Here is a 15,941-nt window from a genome sequence, read left to right as displayed (position 1 = left end):
CTTCTTTCCTGGACTCGTGGGCCAAGCCCGCTCCCACGAGTTCCCGTCAGTGTTCAGGAGGCCAGTGCAGCCGGCTTGTGCCCGTGATGCGCTTCGGCACCCGCTTCGCTTTCGTCGTCGCCATCGAGGCGCACCAGCCGCGCCGGCACACCGGTGGCGGCGCCCCAGTAGTAGATGCCCAAGGCACTGGCAGCCACGACCACGGTATCCAGCGGGTGGCCGATCACGCCCAGGCCACCGAAGCTGCCAAGCCAGGAGAGGAAAATGGTCACGGCGTAGAAGCCGATCAGCCAGGCCGACGAGCGCACCTGCTGGCCCAGCGACAGGTGTTCGGTAGGCACGAAGCGGCGGCACAGCAGGTACAGCACGAACATCACGATCTGCAGCGCCAGCAGCCAGGACACGGTGTTCCACCCCGACCAGTAGACGATCAGCGCAGCGATGATGAACGACAGCGGGCCGAGCACGCCCATGCCCTTGACCCGGAACGGCCGGGCCATGTCCGGGGCGCTGCGGCGCAGGGCGGCCACGGACACCGGGGCTACGGCATAGCTCAGCACCAGCGCGGCGGAGACCACGTTGATCAGCGCTTCCCACGACGGGAAAGGCAGGGTCCAGAACACTGCCAGGGCGAAGGTCAGCCACAGCGCCGGGCGCGGAATGCCGGACTGCTCGTCGATGCGGGTGAAGTACTTGAAGAAGGTGCCGGTCTGCGCCCAGCCGTAGATCACTCGCGGGGTGGCGTTCATGTAGATGTTGCCGCAGCCGCTGGGCGAGATCACCGCGTCGGCCACCACCAGGTAGGCCAGCCAGCCGACGCCCAGGGCCAGGGCGATGTCACGGTAGGGCAGGGCCAGTTCCTTGGTCACCCCGGCCCAGCCGTTGGCAATCATCTCGGTCGGCACGCTGCCGAGGAACGCCAGTTGCAGCAGGGCATAGATCGCGGTGGACAGCAGCACCGAGAGAATCAGCGCGATGGGGATGGTGCGCTGCGGGTTCTTCACCTCGCTGGCCACCGAGATGATCGGGGTCAGGCCCAGGTAGGCGAAGATGATGCCACCGGCCGACACCGCCATCTCCACCCCGGACAGGCCGAACGGGGCGAAGCCCTGGACCTCGAAGTTCTCTGGCTTGAAGAAGGTGAACAGCACGCCGATCACCAGCAGCGGCACGATGAACTTGAACACGCTGACCAGGTTGTTGGCCTTGGCGAAGGTCTTCACGCTGCGGTAGTTGAGCACGAAGAACAGCCCCAGCAGGGCGAACTGCACCAGCCAGCCGAGCACCGTCGGGTCGCTGGAGCCGCTCTTGGTCAGCGCCGGGAACCAGGCCGCGGCGTACTGGCGCGAGGCGACCACCTCGATGGCGATCAGGCTGGAGAAGGCGATCAGGGTGATGAAACCCATCAGGTAGCCGAGCAGCGGGCCGTGGGAGTACACCGGGTAGCGCACCACGCCGCCGGCCCGTGGCAGGGCAGCGCCGAGCTCGCAGTAGACGATGCCCAGCAGCAGCACGGCGAAACCGCCGAGGAACCAGGAGAGGATGCCGGCCGGCCCGGCGATGGCCGAGACGTGGCTGGCGGCGAACAGCCAGCCCGAGCCGAAGATGGCACCGAGGCCGATGAAGGTGAGGTCCAGCAGTGACAGCTGTTTCTTGAATTTGCCTGACATGGGTGCGCCTTCTTGTAGGTTTTGGATAGGCAGGTCTGATGTCACGATGCGGCGGCATGCGCCGCGTTCTTGTAGGTCATGGGGCGGCTTGCGTGGGGCATAGAGTGGACCGATCGGGGGCTCGGTTCTTGATGGTTTTCTGCAAGGTGGGTGACGAAATCGGCATAGTCGAGAGCAAGTGCTGGCGCCCGGTGGGGGCTGCTGACTAGGCTTGCAGGGCCGCGAGAATCACTAGAGATAACCGCATGCCCGAGCAACCGTTGACTGCGCTGTACCAGCATCTCGACCAGCACCGCCCCGAATCCCTCGAAGCCTTGCTCACCGGTGTGGTCTGGCTGCTGCCGATGCTCGATGTCATCGCCAATGCGGCGATCTTCATCAAGGACGACCAGGCCCGCTATGTGCTGGCCAACCGCACGCTGGTCCAGCGCTGCGGTTTGAAGCACCTGCAACCGCTGCTGGGCAAGACCAGCGCCGAGGTGTTCCCGGCGCGCCTGGGCCCCGGCTACACCGAGCAGGATCGCCGGGTGCTGGAGCAGGGCCAGGTGCTGGAGGACCAGCTGGAGCTGCACCTGTACGGCAGCCGCGAACCGGGCTGGTGCCTGACCCACAAGCGCCCGCTGTACGACGCGACGGGGGCGATCATCGGCCTGGTGGGCATTTCGGTCGACCTGCAGTCAGCCGCCGACACCCACCCGGCCTACCAGCGCCTGGCGGCGGTGGATGCGCATATCCGCGCGCATTTCCACCAGCCGATCAGCATGGGCGAGCTGACGCGCATCGCCGGCATCTCGGTGGCGCAGTTGGAGCGCTACTGCAAGCGGGTGTTCCACCTCACCCCCCGGCAGATGATCCACAAGGCCCGCCTGGAACATGCGCACCAATTGCTGCACAGCGACCTGCCGATCATCGAGGTGGCGCTGCGCTGTGGCTACACCGACCACAGCGCGTTCAGCCGGCAGTTCAGGCAACTGACTGGGTTTACCCCGCGCCAGTACCGCCAGGCGACGGCTCAGGAAGCTTGAAAAAGGGCACGGGCCTCGTCGAAGCACTGCTCGGCGATGGCCGAGCGTGGCTCGCTACGGCGTAGCAATAGCCCGACCGGGCTGTGGATGCTGGCCTCCTGCACCGGGATGATGCGCATGTGCTGGCTGAGGTCTTCCAGGCCGCAGTCCAGCGGCATGATCGCGCAGCACACGCCGGTATTGATCGCCTGGATCAGCTGGAAGGTCGAGTCGCTCTCGAGCACGGCATTGGGCGTGAGACCCCGGCTGCGGAAGCTCAGGTCGAGGGATTGGCGGTAGTGCATGCCTTTGCTCAGCAGGCCCAGCGGCAGCTCGCCGAGATCATCCCAGCGCAGGTTGTCGGCCTCGAACCGGAAGTGCCGGGTGTCGTGCAGCAGGCCCATGGTGGTGGTGCTCAGCTCGATCACATCGAAGAAGCTGGTGTTGACCTGGTCGAGGTAGCAGATGCCCAGGTCGAGCTGGTTGCGGCTCAGGCCATCGATCACCTGCTCGGAGCTCAGCGACGACAGCTGGAAGTGCAGCTCGGGGTACTTCGCGCGCAGCGGCATCAGCAGCTGCATGGGGTTGAAGCTGGCCAGCGGCACGGTACCCAGGCGCAGGCTGCCGACCACCTGGCCCCGGCAACTGGCGGCCTCGGCCTGCAAGCCATCATGGGCGGCGAGCAGGGTACGGGCCCAGGCCAGGATGCGTTCGCCGGCTTCGGTGAAGCCTTCGAAGCGCTGGCCGCGCTTGACCAGCACCAGGTCGAGTTCGTCTTCGAGGTTGCGCAGGCGCATGGACAGGGTCGGCTGGGTGATATGGCACAGCGCCGCGGCCTGGCCGAAGTGGCGGGTCTGGTCGAGGGCGATGAGGAACTTGAGCTGTTTGATGTCCATGGTGCGGCCTGGGTTGCGGGGTGGGTAGACCTTAACCAAGAGTGAAGCACCTGGCTAATCATTGCTGACAAATTCGCCGGCCTGTCGCGGGGCAGGCGATAGAAACCGTCGATCACCCGGTACGCGCTATCGATTGGACGCTACCGGGGCTTCTCTCTAACGTGGCCGCCAAGCCAATCCTGGAGCAAAGGCCATGAGCGTGAAACCGGACGCGGTGTTCGTACCGCTGAACATCGCGGTGCTGACCGTCAGCGACACCCGTACCTTCGAGACCGACACGTCTGGCGAGCTGCTGGCCAGCCGTGCCGTCGGCGTGGGCCACCGCCTGGTGGCGCGCGAGCTGCTAAAGGACGACCTGTACAAGATCCGCGCCCAGGTCGCCACCTGGATCGCCGATGAACAGGTGCAGGTGGTGCTGATCACCGGCGGCACCGGTTTCACTGGCCGTGACAGCACGCCGGAGGCGGTGGACTGCCTGCTGGACAAGCGCATCGACGGGTTCGGCGAGCTGTTCCGCGCATTGTCGATCCTCGATATCGGTACCTCGACTGTACAGAGCCGGGCCTTGGCCGGCATGGCCAACGGCACCCTGGTGTGCTGCCTGCCGGGCTCGACCGGCGCCTGCCGCACGGCATGGGAGGGGATCCTGGCCGAGCAGCTGGATGCGCGGCACCGGCCGTGCAACTTCGTCCCGCACCTGAAGCCGATCGGGGCCTGCGAAAGCCGCGGTTGATCTGACTCTATCGCGGAGCAAGTTCGTTCCCACGCATTACCTGAACACAGTTGTAGCCGGTACGGCCCTATCGCCGGCAATGTCAGCTCAACACATGATCCACCGGCACCAGAGCCGGTGGCAGTGGCTCATGCCCCAGCGCCGACAGCACATCGCGCTCCAGGATGCGCACCAGGGCATCGGTCGGCAGGTCGTTCTCGTCGCGCCCGAACGGGTCTTCCAGCTCGTTGCCGATCGCATCCAGCCCGAAGAAGGTGTAGCTGACGATGGTGGTGAACAGCGGCGCCAGCCAGCCCAGCGGTTCGGCCAGGGCAAACGGCAGCAGCAGGCAGAAGATGTAGATGGTGCGGTGCAGCAGCAGGGTGTACGGGAACGGCAGTGGCGTGCCCTTGATCCGTTCGCAGGTGGCCTGCACGTCCGACAGGCCGGCCAGGCGCTGCGCCAGGAGGGTGTAGCGAAACTCGCTGATCTCCCCGCGCTCCGCCAGCCGCGAACAGTGTCCGCCCACCTCGCGCAGGATGCCGTCGCAGACATTGTGCGGCACGATCTGCGCCTGCTCGCCCAGCCAGGGTCGGGCGGCGCCCAGCTCGTCCTCGTTGCGCAGCCGGGCATTGAGGGCATGGGCGAAAGCACAGAGGCTGCGCAGCAGTTCCTCGCGCAGCGCCGCGTCCTTGATCAGCACACTTTCGCGCACGAATGAACGTACCTCGATAATCATCCGCCCCCAGGCCTTGCGGCCTTCCCACCAGCGGTCGTAGCAGGCGTTGTTGCGAAAGCTCATGAAGATCGACAGCGACAGCCCCAACAGGGTGAAGGGCGTGGCGCTGACCGGGTAGAACAGCGCCGGGTAGTGTCGCTCGACCAGCACGATCAGCGCCGCGAGCAAGGTCACCGCCAGGCAGCGCAGGGCGATGCGCTGGACGATCGAGCCTTTGAGGGTGAACAGCACGCGCAGCATGTCGGGGCGTGAGTGGACGATCAAGGCGGTTCCAGAGGCGGCCGATCAGCCGCCGGTCATGTTCATGAAGCGCAGGATCTGCACCTCGCCGCCCACTTCGAAGTGGTGACGGTAGGGCTTGAGCTGCATGGCGTCGCGAATGGCTTTTTCCAGGCGTGCAGTGTCGCCGGGGTGCTGGCGCATGACCTGCTTGAGGTCCACCGAATGTTCGTTGCCCAGGCACAGCAACAGGCGGCCTTCGACGGTCAGGCGCACGCGGTTGCAAGTGGCGCAGAAGTTGTGGCTGTGGGGCGAGATGAAGCCGACCCGGGTGTTGGGCGCCTCGGCCAGGCGCCAGTAGCGCGCCGGCCCCTGGGACGACTCGGCCGACTCGACCAGGGTGAAATGTTCGGCCAGGCGCGCGCGCACGTCGTCGCTGGAACAGAATGACTCGCCGCGCTCGTGCTCGCTGATCACGCCCAGGGGCATCTCTTCGATGAACGAGATATCCAGTTCACGGTCGATGGCGAAACGTACCAGGTCGACGATCTCGTGGTCGTTGCGGCCCTTGAGCACCACCGCATTGAGCTTGGTGCGGCGAAAGCCCGCGGCGCGCGCGGCGTCGATGCCGGCGATTACCTGCTGGAGGTCGCCGGTGCGGGTGAGGGCGCGGAAGCGCTCGGGGTCGAGGCTGTCGAGGCTGATGTTCAGGCGCGACACGCCGGCGTCGAACAGCGGCTGGGCCAGGCGGCCGAGCTGCGAGCCATTGCTGGTCAGGCACAGTTCGCGCAGGCCGGGCAGGGCGGCGATGCGTCCGCAGAGCTCGACGATGCCCTGGCGTACCAGCGGCTCGCCGCCGGTCAGGCGGATCTTGCGGGTGCCAAGGGCGACGAAGCGCTCGGCGACCTGGTACAGCTCTTCGAGGCTGAGAATCTGCTGGCGCGGCAGGAACTGCATGTCTTCGGCCATGCAATAGACGCAGCGAAAGTCGCAGCGGTCGGTGACCGACATCCGCAGGTAATCGACTTTGCGGTTGAAACCGTCGATCAGGGCCTGGGGGGTCTTTTCCACGTTCGCGCTCGACATTGAAGTGGCAGGGGGCGGCGAAAGGCCGCAGATAAGGTTCAAGCTATAACCTGCGCCCATTGGCGTCAAATTGCTTTCCCCGACCATTCGATCAGTCTCCTCTATCACGGCTGAAGGCCGTGCCGGCCAAGGGCTGTGGTCGGTGATCGAAACGGTTTATCACGCCGTCATTTATTTCGATTGGACGCAGTAGGGGGCGCTTCTTAGGCTGGAAAAAACACCGTGCGGAGAAGCGCAGCATGAGCCAGGACGAACACATCAGGGACTACAAGGGGCCGGCCGCCGGCTGGGGCGCGCTCAAGAGCGTGACCAAGAGCTGGCTGGGCAGCGAGAACGCCTTCAAGAACCTGCGGGCCATGCTCAAGACCAACCAGAACGGTGGCTTCGACTGCCCGGGTTGCGCCTGGGGCGAATCGCCGGAAAGCGACATGGTCAAGTTCTGCGAGAACGGCGCCAAGGCGGTCAACTGGGAGGCCACCGGCCGCTCGGTGGATCCGGCGTTCTTCGCCCGCTACAGCGTCAGTGCGCTGCTCGAGCAGACCGACTACTGGCTTGAGTACCAGGGCCGCATCACCCACCCTATGCGCTACGACGCGGCCACCGATCATTACGTCGAGATCAGCTGGGACGAAGCGTTCGCCCTGGTCGCCCGGCACCTGAACGGTCTCGCGTCGCCGGATGAGGCCGAGTTCTATACCTCGGGCCGGGCCAGCAACGAGGCGGCGTTCCTCTACCAGTTGTTCGTGCGCGCCTACGGCACCAACAATTTCCCCGACTGCTCGAACATGTGCCACGAGGCCAGCGGCGTGGGCATGGCCGAAACCCTCGGCGTGGGCAAGGGCACCGTGGTGTTTCATGACCTGGAGCTGGCCGATGCGATCTTCGTCATTGGCCAGAACCCCGGCACCAACCACCCACGCATGCTCGAACCGCTGCGCGAGGCGGTCAAGCGTGGTGCCCAGGTGGTCTGTTTCAACCCGCTCAAGGAACGCGGGCTCGAGCGCTTCCAGCACCCGCAGCACCCGTTCGAGATGCTCAGCAACGGCTCCGAGCCGACCAACACCGCATACTTCCGCCCGGCGCTGGGTGGCGACATGGCGGCCATGCGCGGCATCGCCAAGTTCCTTCTGCAGTGGGAGCGCGAGGCGCAACTGAACGACGAGCCACCTGTGTTCGACCACGCGTTCATCGCCGAGCACACCAGTGGCGTCGAGGCCTACCTGGCCGTAGTGGACGCCACACCCTGGGAACATATCGTCGAGCAGTCGGGCCTGAACAAGGCCGAGATCGAGCTGGCCGCGCGCATGTACCGCAAGGCCGAGCGGGTGATCATGTGCTGGGCCATGGGCATCACCCAGCACCGCCATTCGGTGCCCACCGTGCAGGAAATCGTCAACCTGCAGCTGCTGCGCGGCAACGTCGGCAAACCCGGCGCCGGCCTGTCGCCGGTGCGTGGCCACAGCAACGTGCAGGGCGACCGCACCATGGGCATCGACGAGAAGCCCAAGGCGGCGCTGCTCGACGCCATCGAGAAACGCTTCCAGTTCAAGGTGCCCCGCGAGCACGGCCATAACGCCGTGCTGGCGATCCAGGCAATGGAAGAAGGGCGGGCCAAGGTGTTCGTCGCCCTGGGCGGCAACTTCGCCCAGGCGACTCCGGACACCCCGCGTACCCACGCGGCGCTGCGCAACTGTGAGCTGACCGTGCAGATTTCCACCAAGCTCAACCGTTCGCACCTGGTCACCGGGCGTGATGCGCTGATCCTGCCGTGCCTGGGCCGCACCGAGATCGACATCCAGGCCGAAGGGCCGCAGGGCGTCACCGTGGAGGACACCTTCAGCATGGTGCATATCTCCCACGGCCAGCTGAAGCCGCGTTCAGCGCAGCTGCGTTCGGAGCCGGCCATCGTCGCCGGCATGGCCAAGGCTACCCTGGGCAATCGGCCCATCGACTGGGACTATGCGATTGCCGACTATGGCCGTATCCGCAGCATGATCGCCGACGTGATTCCCGGCTTCGCCGACTTCAATGCACGCCTGCAGCATCCGGGCGGCTTCCACCTTGGCAACCACGCTGCGGACCGCAACTTCCGCACGGCCACCGGCAAGGCGCGCTTCATCCCGAGCCAGTTGCCGGAGCAACTGGTCAACGCGGCTGTGCTGGCCCGCGGTGACAAGCCGGACCTGATCCTGCAGACCTTGCGCTCCCACGACCAGTACAACACTACGCTGTATGGGCTCGATGACCGTTACCGTGGCGTGTTCGGGCTGCGCGAGGTGGTGTTCGTCAACGAGGCCGATATCCGCCGCCTGGGCTTCGAGCCGGGCGAGCACGTGGATATCGTGTCGTTGTGGGAGGATGGCCTCGAGCGGCGAGTGTCGGGCTTCCGCCTGGTGGCCTATGACGTGCCTGAAGGGCAGGCGGCGGCGTATTACCCGGAGACCAATCCGTTGGTGCCGCTGGAAAGCTACGGCGAGGGGACCTACACACCAACCTCGAAGTTCGTGGCGATCAAGTTGGAGAAGGCGAGGGCGGGGAATCGGATCGAGGCTACCCTGGCTGACTGACAGGGCCGGCCTCATCGCTGGCAAGCCAGCCCCCACAGGGATGTCGTTTGGCTTGAGGTCGACGCCGTCGGGGGGAGCCGGCTTGCCGTCGATGAGGCCGGTCCTGCCAGAGATCATTTCAGCGCCCCACCGGATACGCCGTGGTGTACTTCATCTGCTCCATGGCAAAACTCGAGGTGATGTTCGACAACCCGTCGGTGCTGGTGATCAGCTTCTTGTAGAAGCGGTCGTAGGCGGCGATGTCGCCCACCACCACCCGCAGCATGTAGTCCCAGTCGCCGGACATGCGATACACCTCCATCACTTCCTCGAACGCCGTCACCGTGGCGGCGAACTGCGCCAGCCAGGCGCTGTCGTGGCGCTGGGTCTTGAGCTGGACGAACACCGTCAGGCCCAGGCCCAGGCGCTCGGGGTCGAGCAGGGCGACGCGGCCGCGAATGTAGCCTTCCTCTTCCAGGCGCTTGACCCGTTTCCAGCACGGCGTGGTGGAGAGGTTGACCGCTTCGGCCAGGTCCTTGAGGGACAGCGAGGCGTCGCGCTGGAGCAGGGTGAGGATGTGCTGGTCGAAACTGTCCATGACGTCGTGTCGCCGATTGCGGGAAAAGTTTTTCGAGAGTAGCCGCTCGCAGGGAACGTTGGAACTGTTTCGGCCGCTGCATCGACAGAAATGTTCTGCTGGCGCCTGGGGGTGGTGGATATGAGATAGTGGTGGTTTTCCACCCTCAGGCAATGGACCCGACCATGTCCGACAAACCGCGCAATTTCGCCACCCGCACCATCCACGCCGGTGAGCAATCCAGCGTCGCCGACAATGCCATCTTCCCGGCAATCGTCACTTCCAGCTCGTTCATCAAGCGCGGCCTGGACGACAACCCCGAATACGCCTACAGCCGTGTCAGCAACCCGACCCGGCACGCCTACGAGACCTGCGTGGCCGCACTGGAGGAGGGCGTCGGCGCGGTCGCCTGCGCCTCGGGCGTCAGTGCCACCGCCACGGTGCTCGAGCTGCTCTCCAAGGATGCCCATGTGGTGGTGATGAACGGTGTCTACGGCGGCACCTTCCGCCTGCTGGAAGACTACCGTGGGCGCACCTCGGGCCTGACCACCACCTACGTCGACCTCAACGACGTCGAGGCGGTGGCCGCGGCGATCCGCCCCGAGACCCAACTGATCTGGATCGAGTCGCCGACCAACCCGCTGCTGCACCTGGTGGACATCAAGGCGGTCTGCGAGCTGGCCCGTGATCGGGGGGTGATGACCTGCATCGACAACACCTTCTGCTCGCCGTGGAACCAGCAGCCGATCACCCTGGGCGTGGACCTGGTGATGCACTCGGCGAGCAAGTACATCGGCGGCCATTCCGACCTGACCGGCGGTGTGGTGGTGGCGGCCAACCACGAGTTGCTGGGGCGCCTGCGCAAGATCAGCATGGCGGTCGGCGCGATCCAGGGGCCGTTCGACTGCTACCTGGCATTGCGTGGGCTCAAGACCCTCGATGTGCGCATGGAGCGCCAGAGCGCCAACGCCCTGCGTGTGGCGCAGTTCCTCGAACAGCATCCGCAGGTCGAGCAGGTCTACTACCCGGGCCTGGAAAGCCACCCGCAGCATGACCTGTGCAAACGCCAGATGCGCACGGGCGGCGCGGTGGTGGCGTTGCGCATCAAGGGCGACCGGGCCGCGGTCAACCGCCTGGTCGAGGCGCTGTCGATCTTCGTCCTGGCCGACTCGCTGGGCGGTGTGGAGAGCATGATCAACCACTCCTGGAGCATGTCGCACAACTCCTTGAGCCCGGAGCAGAAGGGCGTGATGGGGATCAGTGAGAACCTGCTGCGGCTGTCGATCGGGATTGAAGACTACCGGGACCTGATCGAGGACCTGGATGCGGCGCTGAAGGCTTCTGCGTAGCGGACGCCGACGTTATCGCGGGGAAAGTCGCGTCCGCGCACCGATGCGACTTGCCTCGCGATAACCTCAGTGAGGGAGTCAGGATTTGGGCGGATGGATTATCCGTTCGATTTCTTCTTTGATCAGTGCGCGTTGCTTGCGAAGCCGGTTGAGGTTGTCATCCGTGGTGATGCCGGTTTTTTCAACGCTCACCACTTCATTGTCCTTTTCGGCGTAGCGCTTCCTCAGCTCAAGGAGTTCGTGTTTCTCCTTCGCAAGCGCATTGAAGTCGTCCTCCTTAACGCCTAGGTCTTCAAAAAGATTGTGCGGAACTGGCATTTCTTCACCTCTCTTCAGGGTTGGTAAACGAGCCTGAACCAAGAGGATAGTCGCCTTTGCCGTATTGCGGGACTGGGTTAGGCTGTCGCATCCCCCTGCGTGAACGGAACCTGTGCCATGCCTCACCTGAACCTGGAATACAGCGACAACCTGCGCGATCTCAATGTCGATGTGCTGCTGCTGCGCCTGAACCACGCCCTGGTCGGTAGTGGCCAGTTTGCCGAAGAGCTGGACATCAAGAGCCGCGCACAGGCCTTTGCCCAGTACCGGGTGGGCACCGCCCCTGGCGAGCGGGCCTTCGCCCATGTGCGTCTGGCGATTCTCAGCGGGCGCACGCAGCAGGTGAAACAGCAGTTGTCGAACAGCCTGCTCGAGGTGTTGCGCGAGGCGATTCCGGCCCAGCCTGGGCTGGACATTCAGCTGTGCGTGGAAGTCCTGGATATCGACCGCGAGCCGTACGCCAAACTTCGCCTGCCTGGCTGAATGGCAGCTGAATGAAAGTTGTTTAATTCATGAAAGACGCCGGCCCACCAATTGTTGGCGTCTTTTTCACAAAAAATTGATGCTAGGCTTTCTAGAGTTCGGCCAACTTTCCAACCTGCCCGTCCGGGCGTGTTGGCCGCTGATGAACTCTTGTTGCGAACGCCATGCTGAAACTCAAATCCCTGCGCACCGAATGGGTCACGTTGCTGGCCAGCCTGTACCTGTTGATCGGCTTCAACACCTTGCTTTGGGAACACCTGGAGTCCATCGTGCCGCCGGGCATGGTGGGGCTGTGGTTGAGCCTGGCGTTCGCCGTGCTGATGCTGTTCGCCTTCAATCTCATCCTCACCTTGCTGGCGTTTCGTTATGTATTGAAACCAGTATTGATTGTATTGTTCATCAGCGGTGCAAGTGTCGCTTACTTCATGAATCAATATGGCGTACTTATTGACGCTGGCATGTTCCGCAATGTGGCTGAAACCAATGTTGCGGAAGTGCGCGACCTGCTTTCGCTGAAGTTCGCCGTATATATCCTGCTGTTGGGTGTGCTGCCCTCGCTGCTGGTGTGGAAGGCCAGGATCGCCTATCGCCCCTGGCACCGCGAACTGCTGGGCAAGCTGGTGGTCAGCGGGGCCTGCGTCGCGGCCCTGGGCTCGGTGGCGCTGGTCAACTACCAGGGCTTGGCGTCGTTGTTTCGCAACCACCATGAACTGCGCCTGATGCTTACGCCGAGCAATATCGTGGGGGCCTCCATCGGCTATGTCAGCGAGCAGGTGGGCACGGCCACCCAGCCCTTCCAGCGATATGGCGAGGATGCCCGTCGCGATGCGGCCTGGCAGCAGCACCAGCGCAAGTCGCTGACCGTGCTGGTGGTCGGCGAGAGTGCCCGGGCGGAAAACTTCGGCCTGCTCGGCTATGCCCGCGACACCACCCCGCAATTGAGCAAGGAGCAGGGCCTGCTGAGCTTTACCGACGTCCACTCCTGCGGCACCGAGACCGCCGTGTCGGTGCCCTGCATGTTTTCCGGCATGCCGCGCAAGGACTACGACGCCCGCGTGGCGAAGAACCGCGAAGGGCTGCTCGACATCCTCCAGCGCGCGGGGTTGGCAGTGCAGTGGCGCGACAACCAGTCCGGCTGCAAGGGCACCTGTGACCGGGTGCAATTCATCGACGTGAGCAACCTGCAGGACCCGAGCCTGTGCGCCAGTGGCGAGTGCCATGACGAGATCCTGCTGCAGGGCCTGGCCGAGTTGCTGGACAACCTCGACCAGGACACCGTGCTGGTGCTGCACCAGATGGGCAGCCATGGCCCGGAATACTTCAAGCGCTACCCGGCCGGCAGCGAACCCTTCACCCCGGTGTGCCGCAGCAACGCCCTGAACCAGTGCAGCCAGCAAGAGATCGTCAACGGCTACGACAACACCCTGGCCTACACCGACAAGGTGCTGGCGACCTTGATCGATACCTTGCGCAGCAAGCAGGACACGGTCGACACCGCGATGATCTATCTTTCAGACCATGGCGAGTCGCTGGGCGAGTACAACCTGTTCCTGCACGGCACGCCCTACATGATCGCGCCGGAGCAGCAGAAGCACGTACCGCTGCTGGCCTGGTTCTCCGACAGCTACCGCGAGGACTTCGGCGTGGACACCGAATGCCTGGGCAAGCTGCGCGATGTGCCGTTGTCGCAGGACAACCTGTTCCACTCGATGCTCGGCCTGTTGCAGGTGCGCACCGAGGTCTACCAGCGCTCGCTGGACCTGTTTGCCGGCTGCCGGCCCTGGCTGGCGGCCGGTCACTGAGCGTACCGACGATCAGCACCAAGGATGGCGTGGCTTGCGAGGTTTCACCCATTGCGCCCGCGCCGTATATACTGCGCGCCAATGTTAGTGGGAGAGCCTCGTGGCCATCGAAATTCACTGGATCCGTGACGACCAGACCCTGGCCCAGCACTGCCGAAGCTGGCGTGAGCTGCCGTTTGTGGCCCTCGACACCGAATTCATGCGGGTCGACACCTTCTACCCGAAAGCCGGGTTGATCCAGATCGGTGACGGCAAGCGTGCCTTCCTCATCGACCCTTTGCTGATTCGCGACTGGCAGCCGCTGGCCGAGTTGCTCGAAGACAATGGCGTGGTCAAGGTGCTGCACGCCTGCAGCGAAGACCTGGAGGTCCTGCTGCGCCTGACCGGCAAGCTGCCGCAGCCACTGTTCGACACCCAGCTCGCCGCCGGCTACCTGAACATCGGCTTCTCGATGGGCTATTCGCGTCTGGTGCAAGACGTGCTGGGGCTCGAGCTGCCCAAGGGCGAGACCCGCTCCGACTGGCTGCAGCGCCCGCTCTCGGAGACCCAGGTCAGCTACGCCGCCGAAGACGCCGTGCATCTGGCCGAGCTGTTCACCGCCCTGCGCCCGCGGCTGTCGGACGACAAGTACGCCTGGGTGCTCGAGGACGGTGCCGAGCTGGTCGCCGCGCTGCGCCGTGAAGTCGAGCCCGAGACCCTCTACCGTGATGTCAAGCTGGCCTGGAAACTGGGCCGCCAGCAATTGGCCGTGCTGCGCGAGCTGTGCGCCTGGCGCGAGCGTGAGGCCCGCAGCCGCGATGTGCCGCGCAATCGCATCCTCAAGGAACACTCGTTGTGGCCCATGGCCAAGAGCCAGCCCGACAGCCCGTCGGCGCTGGCGAAAATCGACGAGATGCACCCGCGCACCATCCGCCAGGACGGCGAGGCGCTGATCCAGCTGATCAAGCGCGCCGCCAGCCTGCCGCAGGAGCAATGGCCCGCGCCGCTGCCCGAGCCGCTGCCGATCGAAGCCGCCGGCATTCTCAAGCGCCTGCGCGCCATCGGCCAGGCCGAAGGTGAGCGGCTGGGCATCGCCCCGGAGCTGATGCTGCGCAAGAAAGCCCTCGAAGCCCTGCTCAAGAGCGGCTACCCCGACGGTCCCTATCAACTGCCCGATGCACTGCGCGGCTGGCGTCGCGAGCGCATGGGCCAGGCCCTGCTGGACGACCTGGCCGGTGCCGGAGATTCCCGATGAAACGTATCTGCTCGATTTACAAGAGCCCCCGCAAGAACGAGATGTACCTGTATGTGCTCAAGGCCGAGGGCCTGGAGCGTGTGCCCGAGGGGCTGCTGCCTTTCTTCGGCACGCCCGTGCACGCCTTCGACCTGGTGCTCAGCCCCGAGCGCAAGCTGGCCCGCGAGGACATCGCCAAGGTACTGGAGAACCTCGACAGCCAGGGCTACCACCTGCAGATGCCGCCGCCGGACGACGACTACATCGAGCACCTGCCCGAAGAACTGCTGCGCCGCAACGACCCGACCTGATCCGGGCGCGGCCTCCTCTCTGTCTGCGGCCCGCCTGGCGGGCCGCTTCCGTTGTTTGCCAAGGTTGTGTGTCACATGCGCGTTCTGATCGCTGAACAGGATCATGCCAACTATGCCCGTCTTCTGGGTGAGGCGGCGCCGGACCTGGAGGTCCTGACCAGTGGCGATTCCGCCGAACTGGCCCGCCTGGCGCCCGAGTGCCCGGTATGGCTGGGCCAGCCCGACCTGCTGGCCAGCCTGTTGCGCCAGGGTCACAAACCCCTGTGGATGCAATCGACCTGGGCCGGCATCACGCCGTTGCTGGCCGACGGCCTGCCGCGCGACTACCGCCTGACCCGGGCGGTGGGGATCTTTGGCCAGGTGATGGCCGAGTACATGCTCACCTACATGCTTGGCCATGAGCGTGATGTGCTGTCGCGCCTGGTCAGCCAGGTCGAGCGACGCTGGGACGATCGGCCAGGGCGGACCCTGGAAGGGCGTCGGGTGCTGATCGTCGGCACCGGAGATATCGGCCAGCAAGTCGCCGAGTTCCTCGTGCCGTTTGGTGTCACCTTGTACGGAGTGGCAAGCAGTGCCCGTGAGCAGGCGCCATTCGTCGAGGTGGCGGGGCTCGACCAGTTGCCTCGCCTGGTCGGCGAGGCCGATTACGTGCTCAACCTGTTGCCCGACACGCCCGTCACCCACGACCTGTACGATGCGGCGCTGTTCAAGTGCTTCCGTTCCAGTGCCTTGTTCATCAATGCCGGGCGCGGCGTGGCGGTGGTCGATGCCGACCTGGTCGAGGCGCTCAAGCAAGGGCACCTGGCCGGCGCGGTGATCGATGTCTGCCGCCAGGAGCCGTTGCCCCAGCGCCACCCGTTCTGGACTGCCTGGGGGCTGCTGCTGACCGGGCACAGCTCGGCGCCGACCTCGCCGGCGGCGATGGTGCGGTTGTTCGTCGGGAATGCGCAGGCGTATGCGGCGGGGCAGGGGTTGCGGGGCGAGGTGGATTTCGCGCGGGGGTATTGATCGTAGTC

The 15,941-nt window shown here is 64.9% G+C and carries 15 protein-coding genes; 9 read left to right on the top strand and 6 right to left on the bottom strand.

Going from position 1 to position 15,941, the window contains the following annotated elements; genetic code table 11:
* Window positions 1–53 precede the first annotated feature (53 nt).
* Window positions 54–1,670: an APC family permease gene (locus ACQ4OD_RS25210; RefSeq protein ID WP_430945133.1), complete on the bottom strand. Its 1,617-nt coding sequence runs from the start codon at window positions 1,668–1,670 to the stop codon at window positions 54–56.
* 245 nt (window positions 1,671–1,915) lie between these two features.
* Here ACQ4OD_RS25210 and ACQ4OD_RS25205 point away from each other — a divergent pair, with 245 nt between their 5' ends.
* Window positions 1,916–2,695, top strand: coding sequence for an AraC family transcriptional regulator (locus tag ACQ4OD_RS25205; RefSeq protein ID WP_139673048.1), 780 nt, complete (start codon window positions 1,916–1,918; stop codon window positions 2,693–2,695).
* Here ACQ4OD_RS25205 and ACQ4OD_RS25200 read toward each other — a convergent pair.
* Window positions 2,683–3,570, bottom strand: a complete 888-nt coding sequence (locus ACQ4OD_RS25200) for a LysR family transcriptional regulator (RefSeq protein ID WP_139673045.1) — start codon at window positions 3,568–3,570, stop codon at window positions 2,683–2,685. The genes ACQ4OD_RS25205 and ACQ4OD_RS25200 overlap by 13 nt on opposite strands.
* Window positions 3,571–3,763: 193 nt before the next feature.
* Here ACQ4OD_RS25200 and moaB point away from each other — a divergent pair, with 193 nt between their 5' ends.
* Window positions 3,764–4,303 carry a molybdenum cofactor biosynthesis protein B gene (moaB, locus tag ACQ4OD_RS25195; protein ID WP_139673042.1) on the top strand — a complete coding sequence of 180 codons (540 nt, stop codon included), beginning with the start codon at window positions 3,764–3,766 and terminating at the stop codon, window positions 4,301–4,303.
* Between the two features lie 82 nt (window positions 4,304–4,385).
* On the opposite strand, the gene ACQ4OD_RS25190 is transcribed toward moaB, so the two are convergent.
* A complete protein-coding gene (locus ACQ4OD_RS25190; RefSeq protein ID WP_430945132.1) occupies window positions 4,386–5,285 on the bottom strand; it encodes a bestrophin family protein in 900 nt (299 codons plus the stop codon).
* 21 nt (window positions 5,286–5,306) lie between these two features.
* Window positions 5,307–6,326, bottom strand: a complete 1,020-nt coding sequence (moaA, locus tag ACQ4OD_RS25185) for a GTP 3',8-cyclase MoaA (protein WP_430945131.1) — start codon at window positions 6,324–6,326, stop codon at window positions 5,307–5,309.
* 239 nt (window positions 6,327–6,565) lie between these two features.
* On the opposite strand from moaA, the gene ACQ4OD_RS25180 reads away from it, so the two are divergent.
* Window positions 6,566–8,893, top strand: a complete 2,328-nt coding sequence (locus tag ACQ4OD_RS25180; protein ID WP_258598902.1) for an FdhF/YdeP family oxidoreductase — start codon at window positions 6,566–6,568, stop codon at window positions 8,891–8,893.
* A 118-nt stretch (window positions 8,894–9,011) separates the two neighbouring features.
* Here the strand turns inward: ACQ4OD_RS25180 and ACQ4OD_RS25175 are convergent, their stop codons facing one another.
* Window positions 9,012–9,470: an Lrp/AsnC family transcriptional regulator gene (locus tag ACQ4OD_RS25175; RefSeq protein ID WP_046856697.1), complete on the bottom strand. Its 459-nt coding sequence runs from the start codon at window positions 9,468–9,470 to the stop codon at window positions 9,012–9,014.
* Window positions 9,471–9,622: 152 nt separating this feature from the next.
* Between ACQ4OD_RS25175 and ACQ4OD_RS25170 the strand changes: the two genes are divergently transcribed.
* Window positions 9,623–10,798 carry a trans-sulfuration enzyme family protein gene (locus ACQ4OD_RS25170; protein ID WP_139673230.1) on the top strand — a complete coding sequence of 392 codons (1,176 nt, stop codon included), beginning with the start codon at window positions 9,623–9,625 and terminating at the stop codon, window positions 10,796–10,798.
* A gap of 78 nt (window positions 10,799–10,876) precedes the next feature.
* Here ACQ4OD_RS25170 and ACQ4OD_RS25165 read toward each other — a convergent pair whose 3' ends face one another.
* Window positions 10,877–11,116: a YdcH family protein gene (locus tag ACQ4OD_RS25165; protein WP_139673036.1), complete on the bottom strand. Its 240-nt coding sequence runs from the start codon at window positions 11,114–11,116 to the stop codon at window positions 10,877–10,879.
* Window positions 11,117–11,233: 117 nt separating this feature from the next.
* Between ACQ4OD_RS25165 and ACQ4OD_RS25160 the strand changes: the two genes are divergently transcribed.
* The 5 genes from ACQ4OD_RS25160 to ACQ4OD_RS25140 all read left to right on the top strand — a co-directional run bounded on the left by ACQ4OD_RS25160 (window position 11,234) and on the right by ACQ4OD_RS25140 (window position 15,933).
* Entirely contained in the window at window positions 11,234–11,599 is a 366-nt protein-coding gene (locus ACQ4OD_RS25160) for a 5-carboxymethyl-2-hydroxymuconate Delta-isomerase (protein ID WP_102681713.1), read from the top strand.
* Between the two features lie 164 nt (window positions 11,600–11,763).
* Entirely contained in the window at window positions 11,764–13,401 is a 1,638-nt protein-coding gene (locus ACQ4OD_RS25155; protein ID WP_430945130.1) for a phosphoethanolamine transferase, read from the top strand.
* Window positions 13,402–13,501: 100 nt separating this feature from the next.
* Window positions 13,502–14,635 carry a ribonuclease D gene (rnd, locus tag ACQ4OD_RS25150; protein ID WP_102681715.1) on the top strand — a complete coding sequence of 378 codons (1,134 nt, stop codon included), beginning with the start codon at window positions 13,502–13,504 and terminating at the stop codon, window positions 14,633–14,635.
* Window positions 14,632–14,925: a YcgL domain-containing protein gene (locus ACQ4OD_RS25145; protein ID WP_430945129.1), complete on the top strand. Its 294-nt coding sequence runs from the start codon at window positions 14,632–14,634 to the stop codon at window positions 14,923–14,925. Before rnd ends, ACQ4OD_RS25145 begins: the two co-directional genes overlap by 4 nt.
* Window positions 14,926–15,000: 75 nt before the next feature.
* Entirely contained in the window at window positions 15,001–15,933 is a 933-nt protein-coding gene (locus ACQ4OD_RS25140; RefSeq protein ID WP_139673027.1) for a D-2-hydroxyacid dehydrogenase, read from the top strand.
* The last annotated feature ends 8 nt before the right edge of the window (window positions 15,934–15,941 follow it).

This window comes from Pseudomonas sp. WC1 (genome assembly GCF_050586565.1).
Taxonomy (GTDB): Bacteria; Pseudomonadota; Gammaproteobacteria; order Pseudomonadales; family Pseudomonadaceae; genus Aquipseudomonas.
This window is presented reverse-complemented; position numbering and strand designations above follow the sequence as displayed.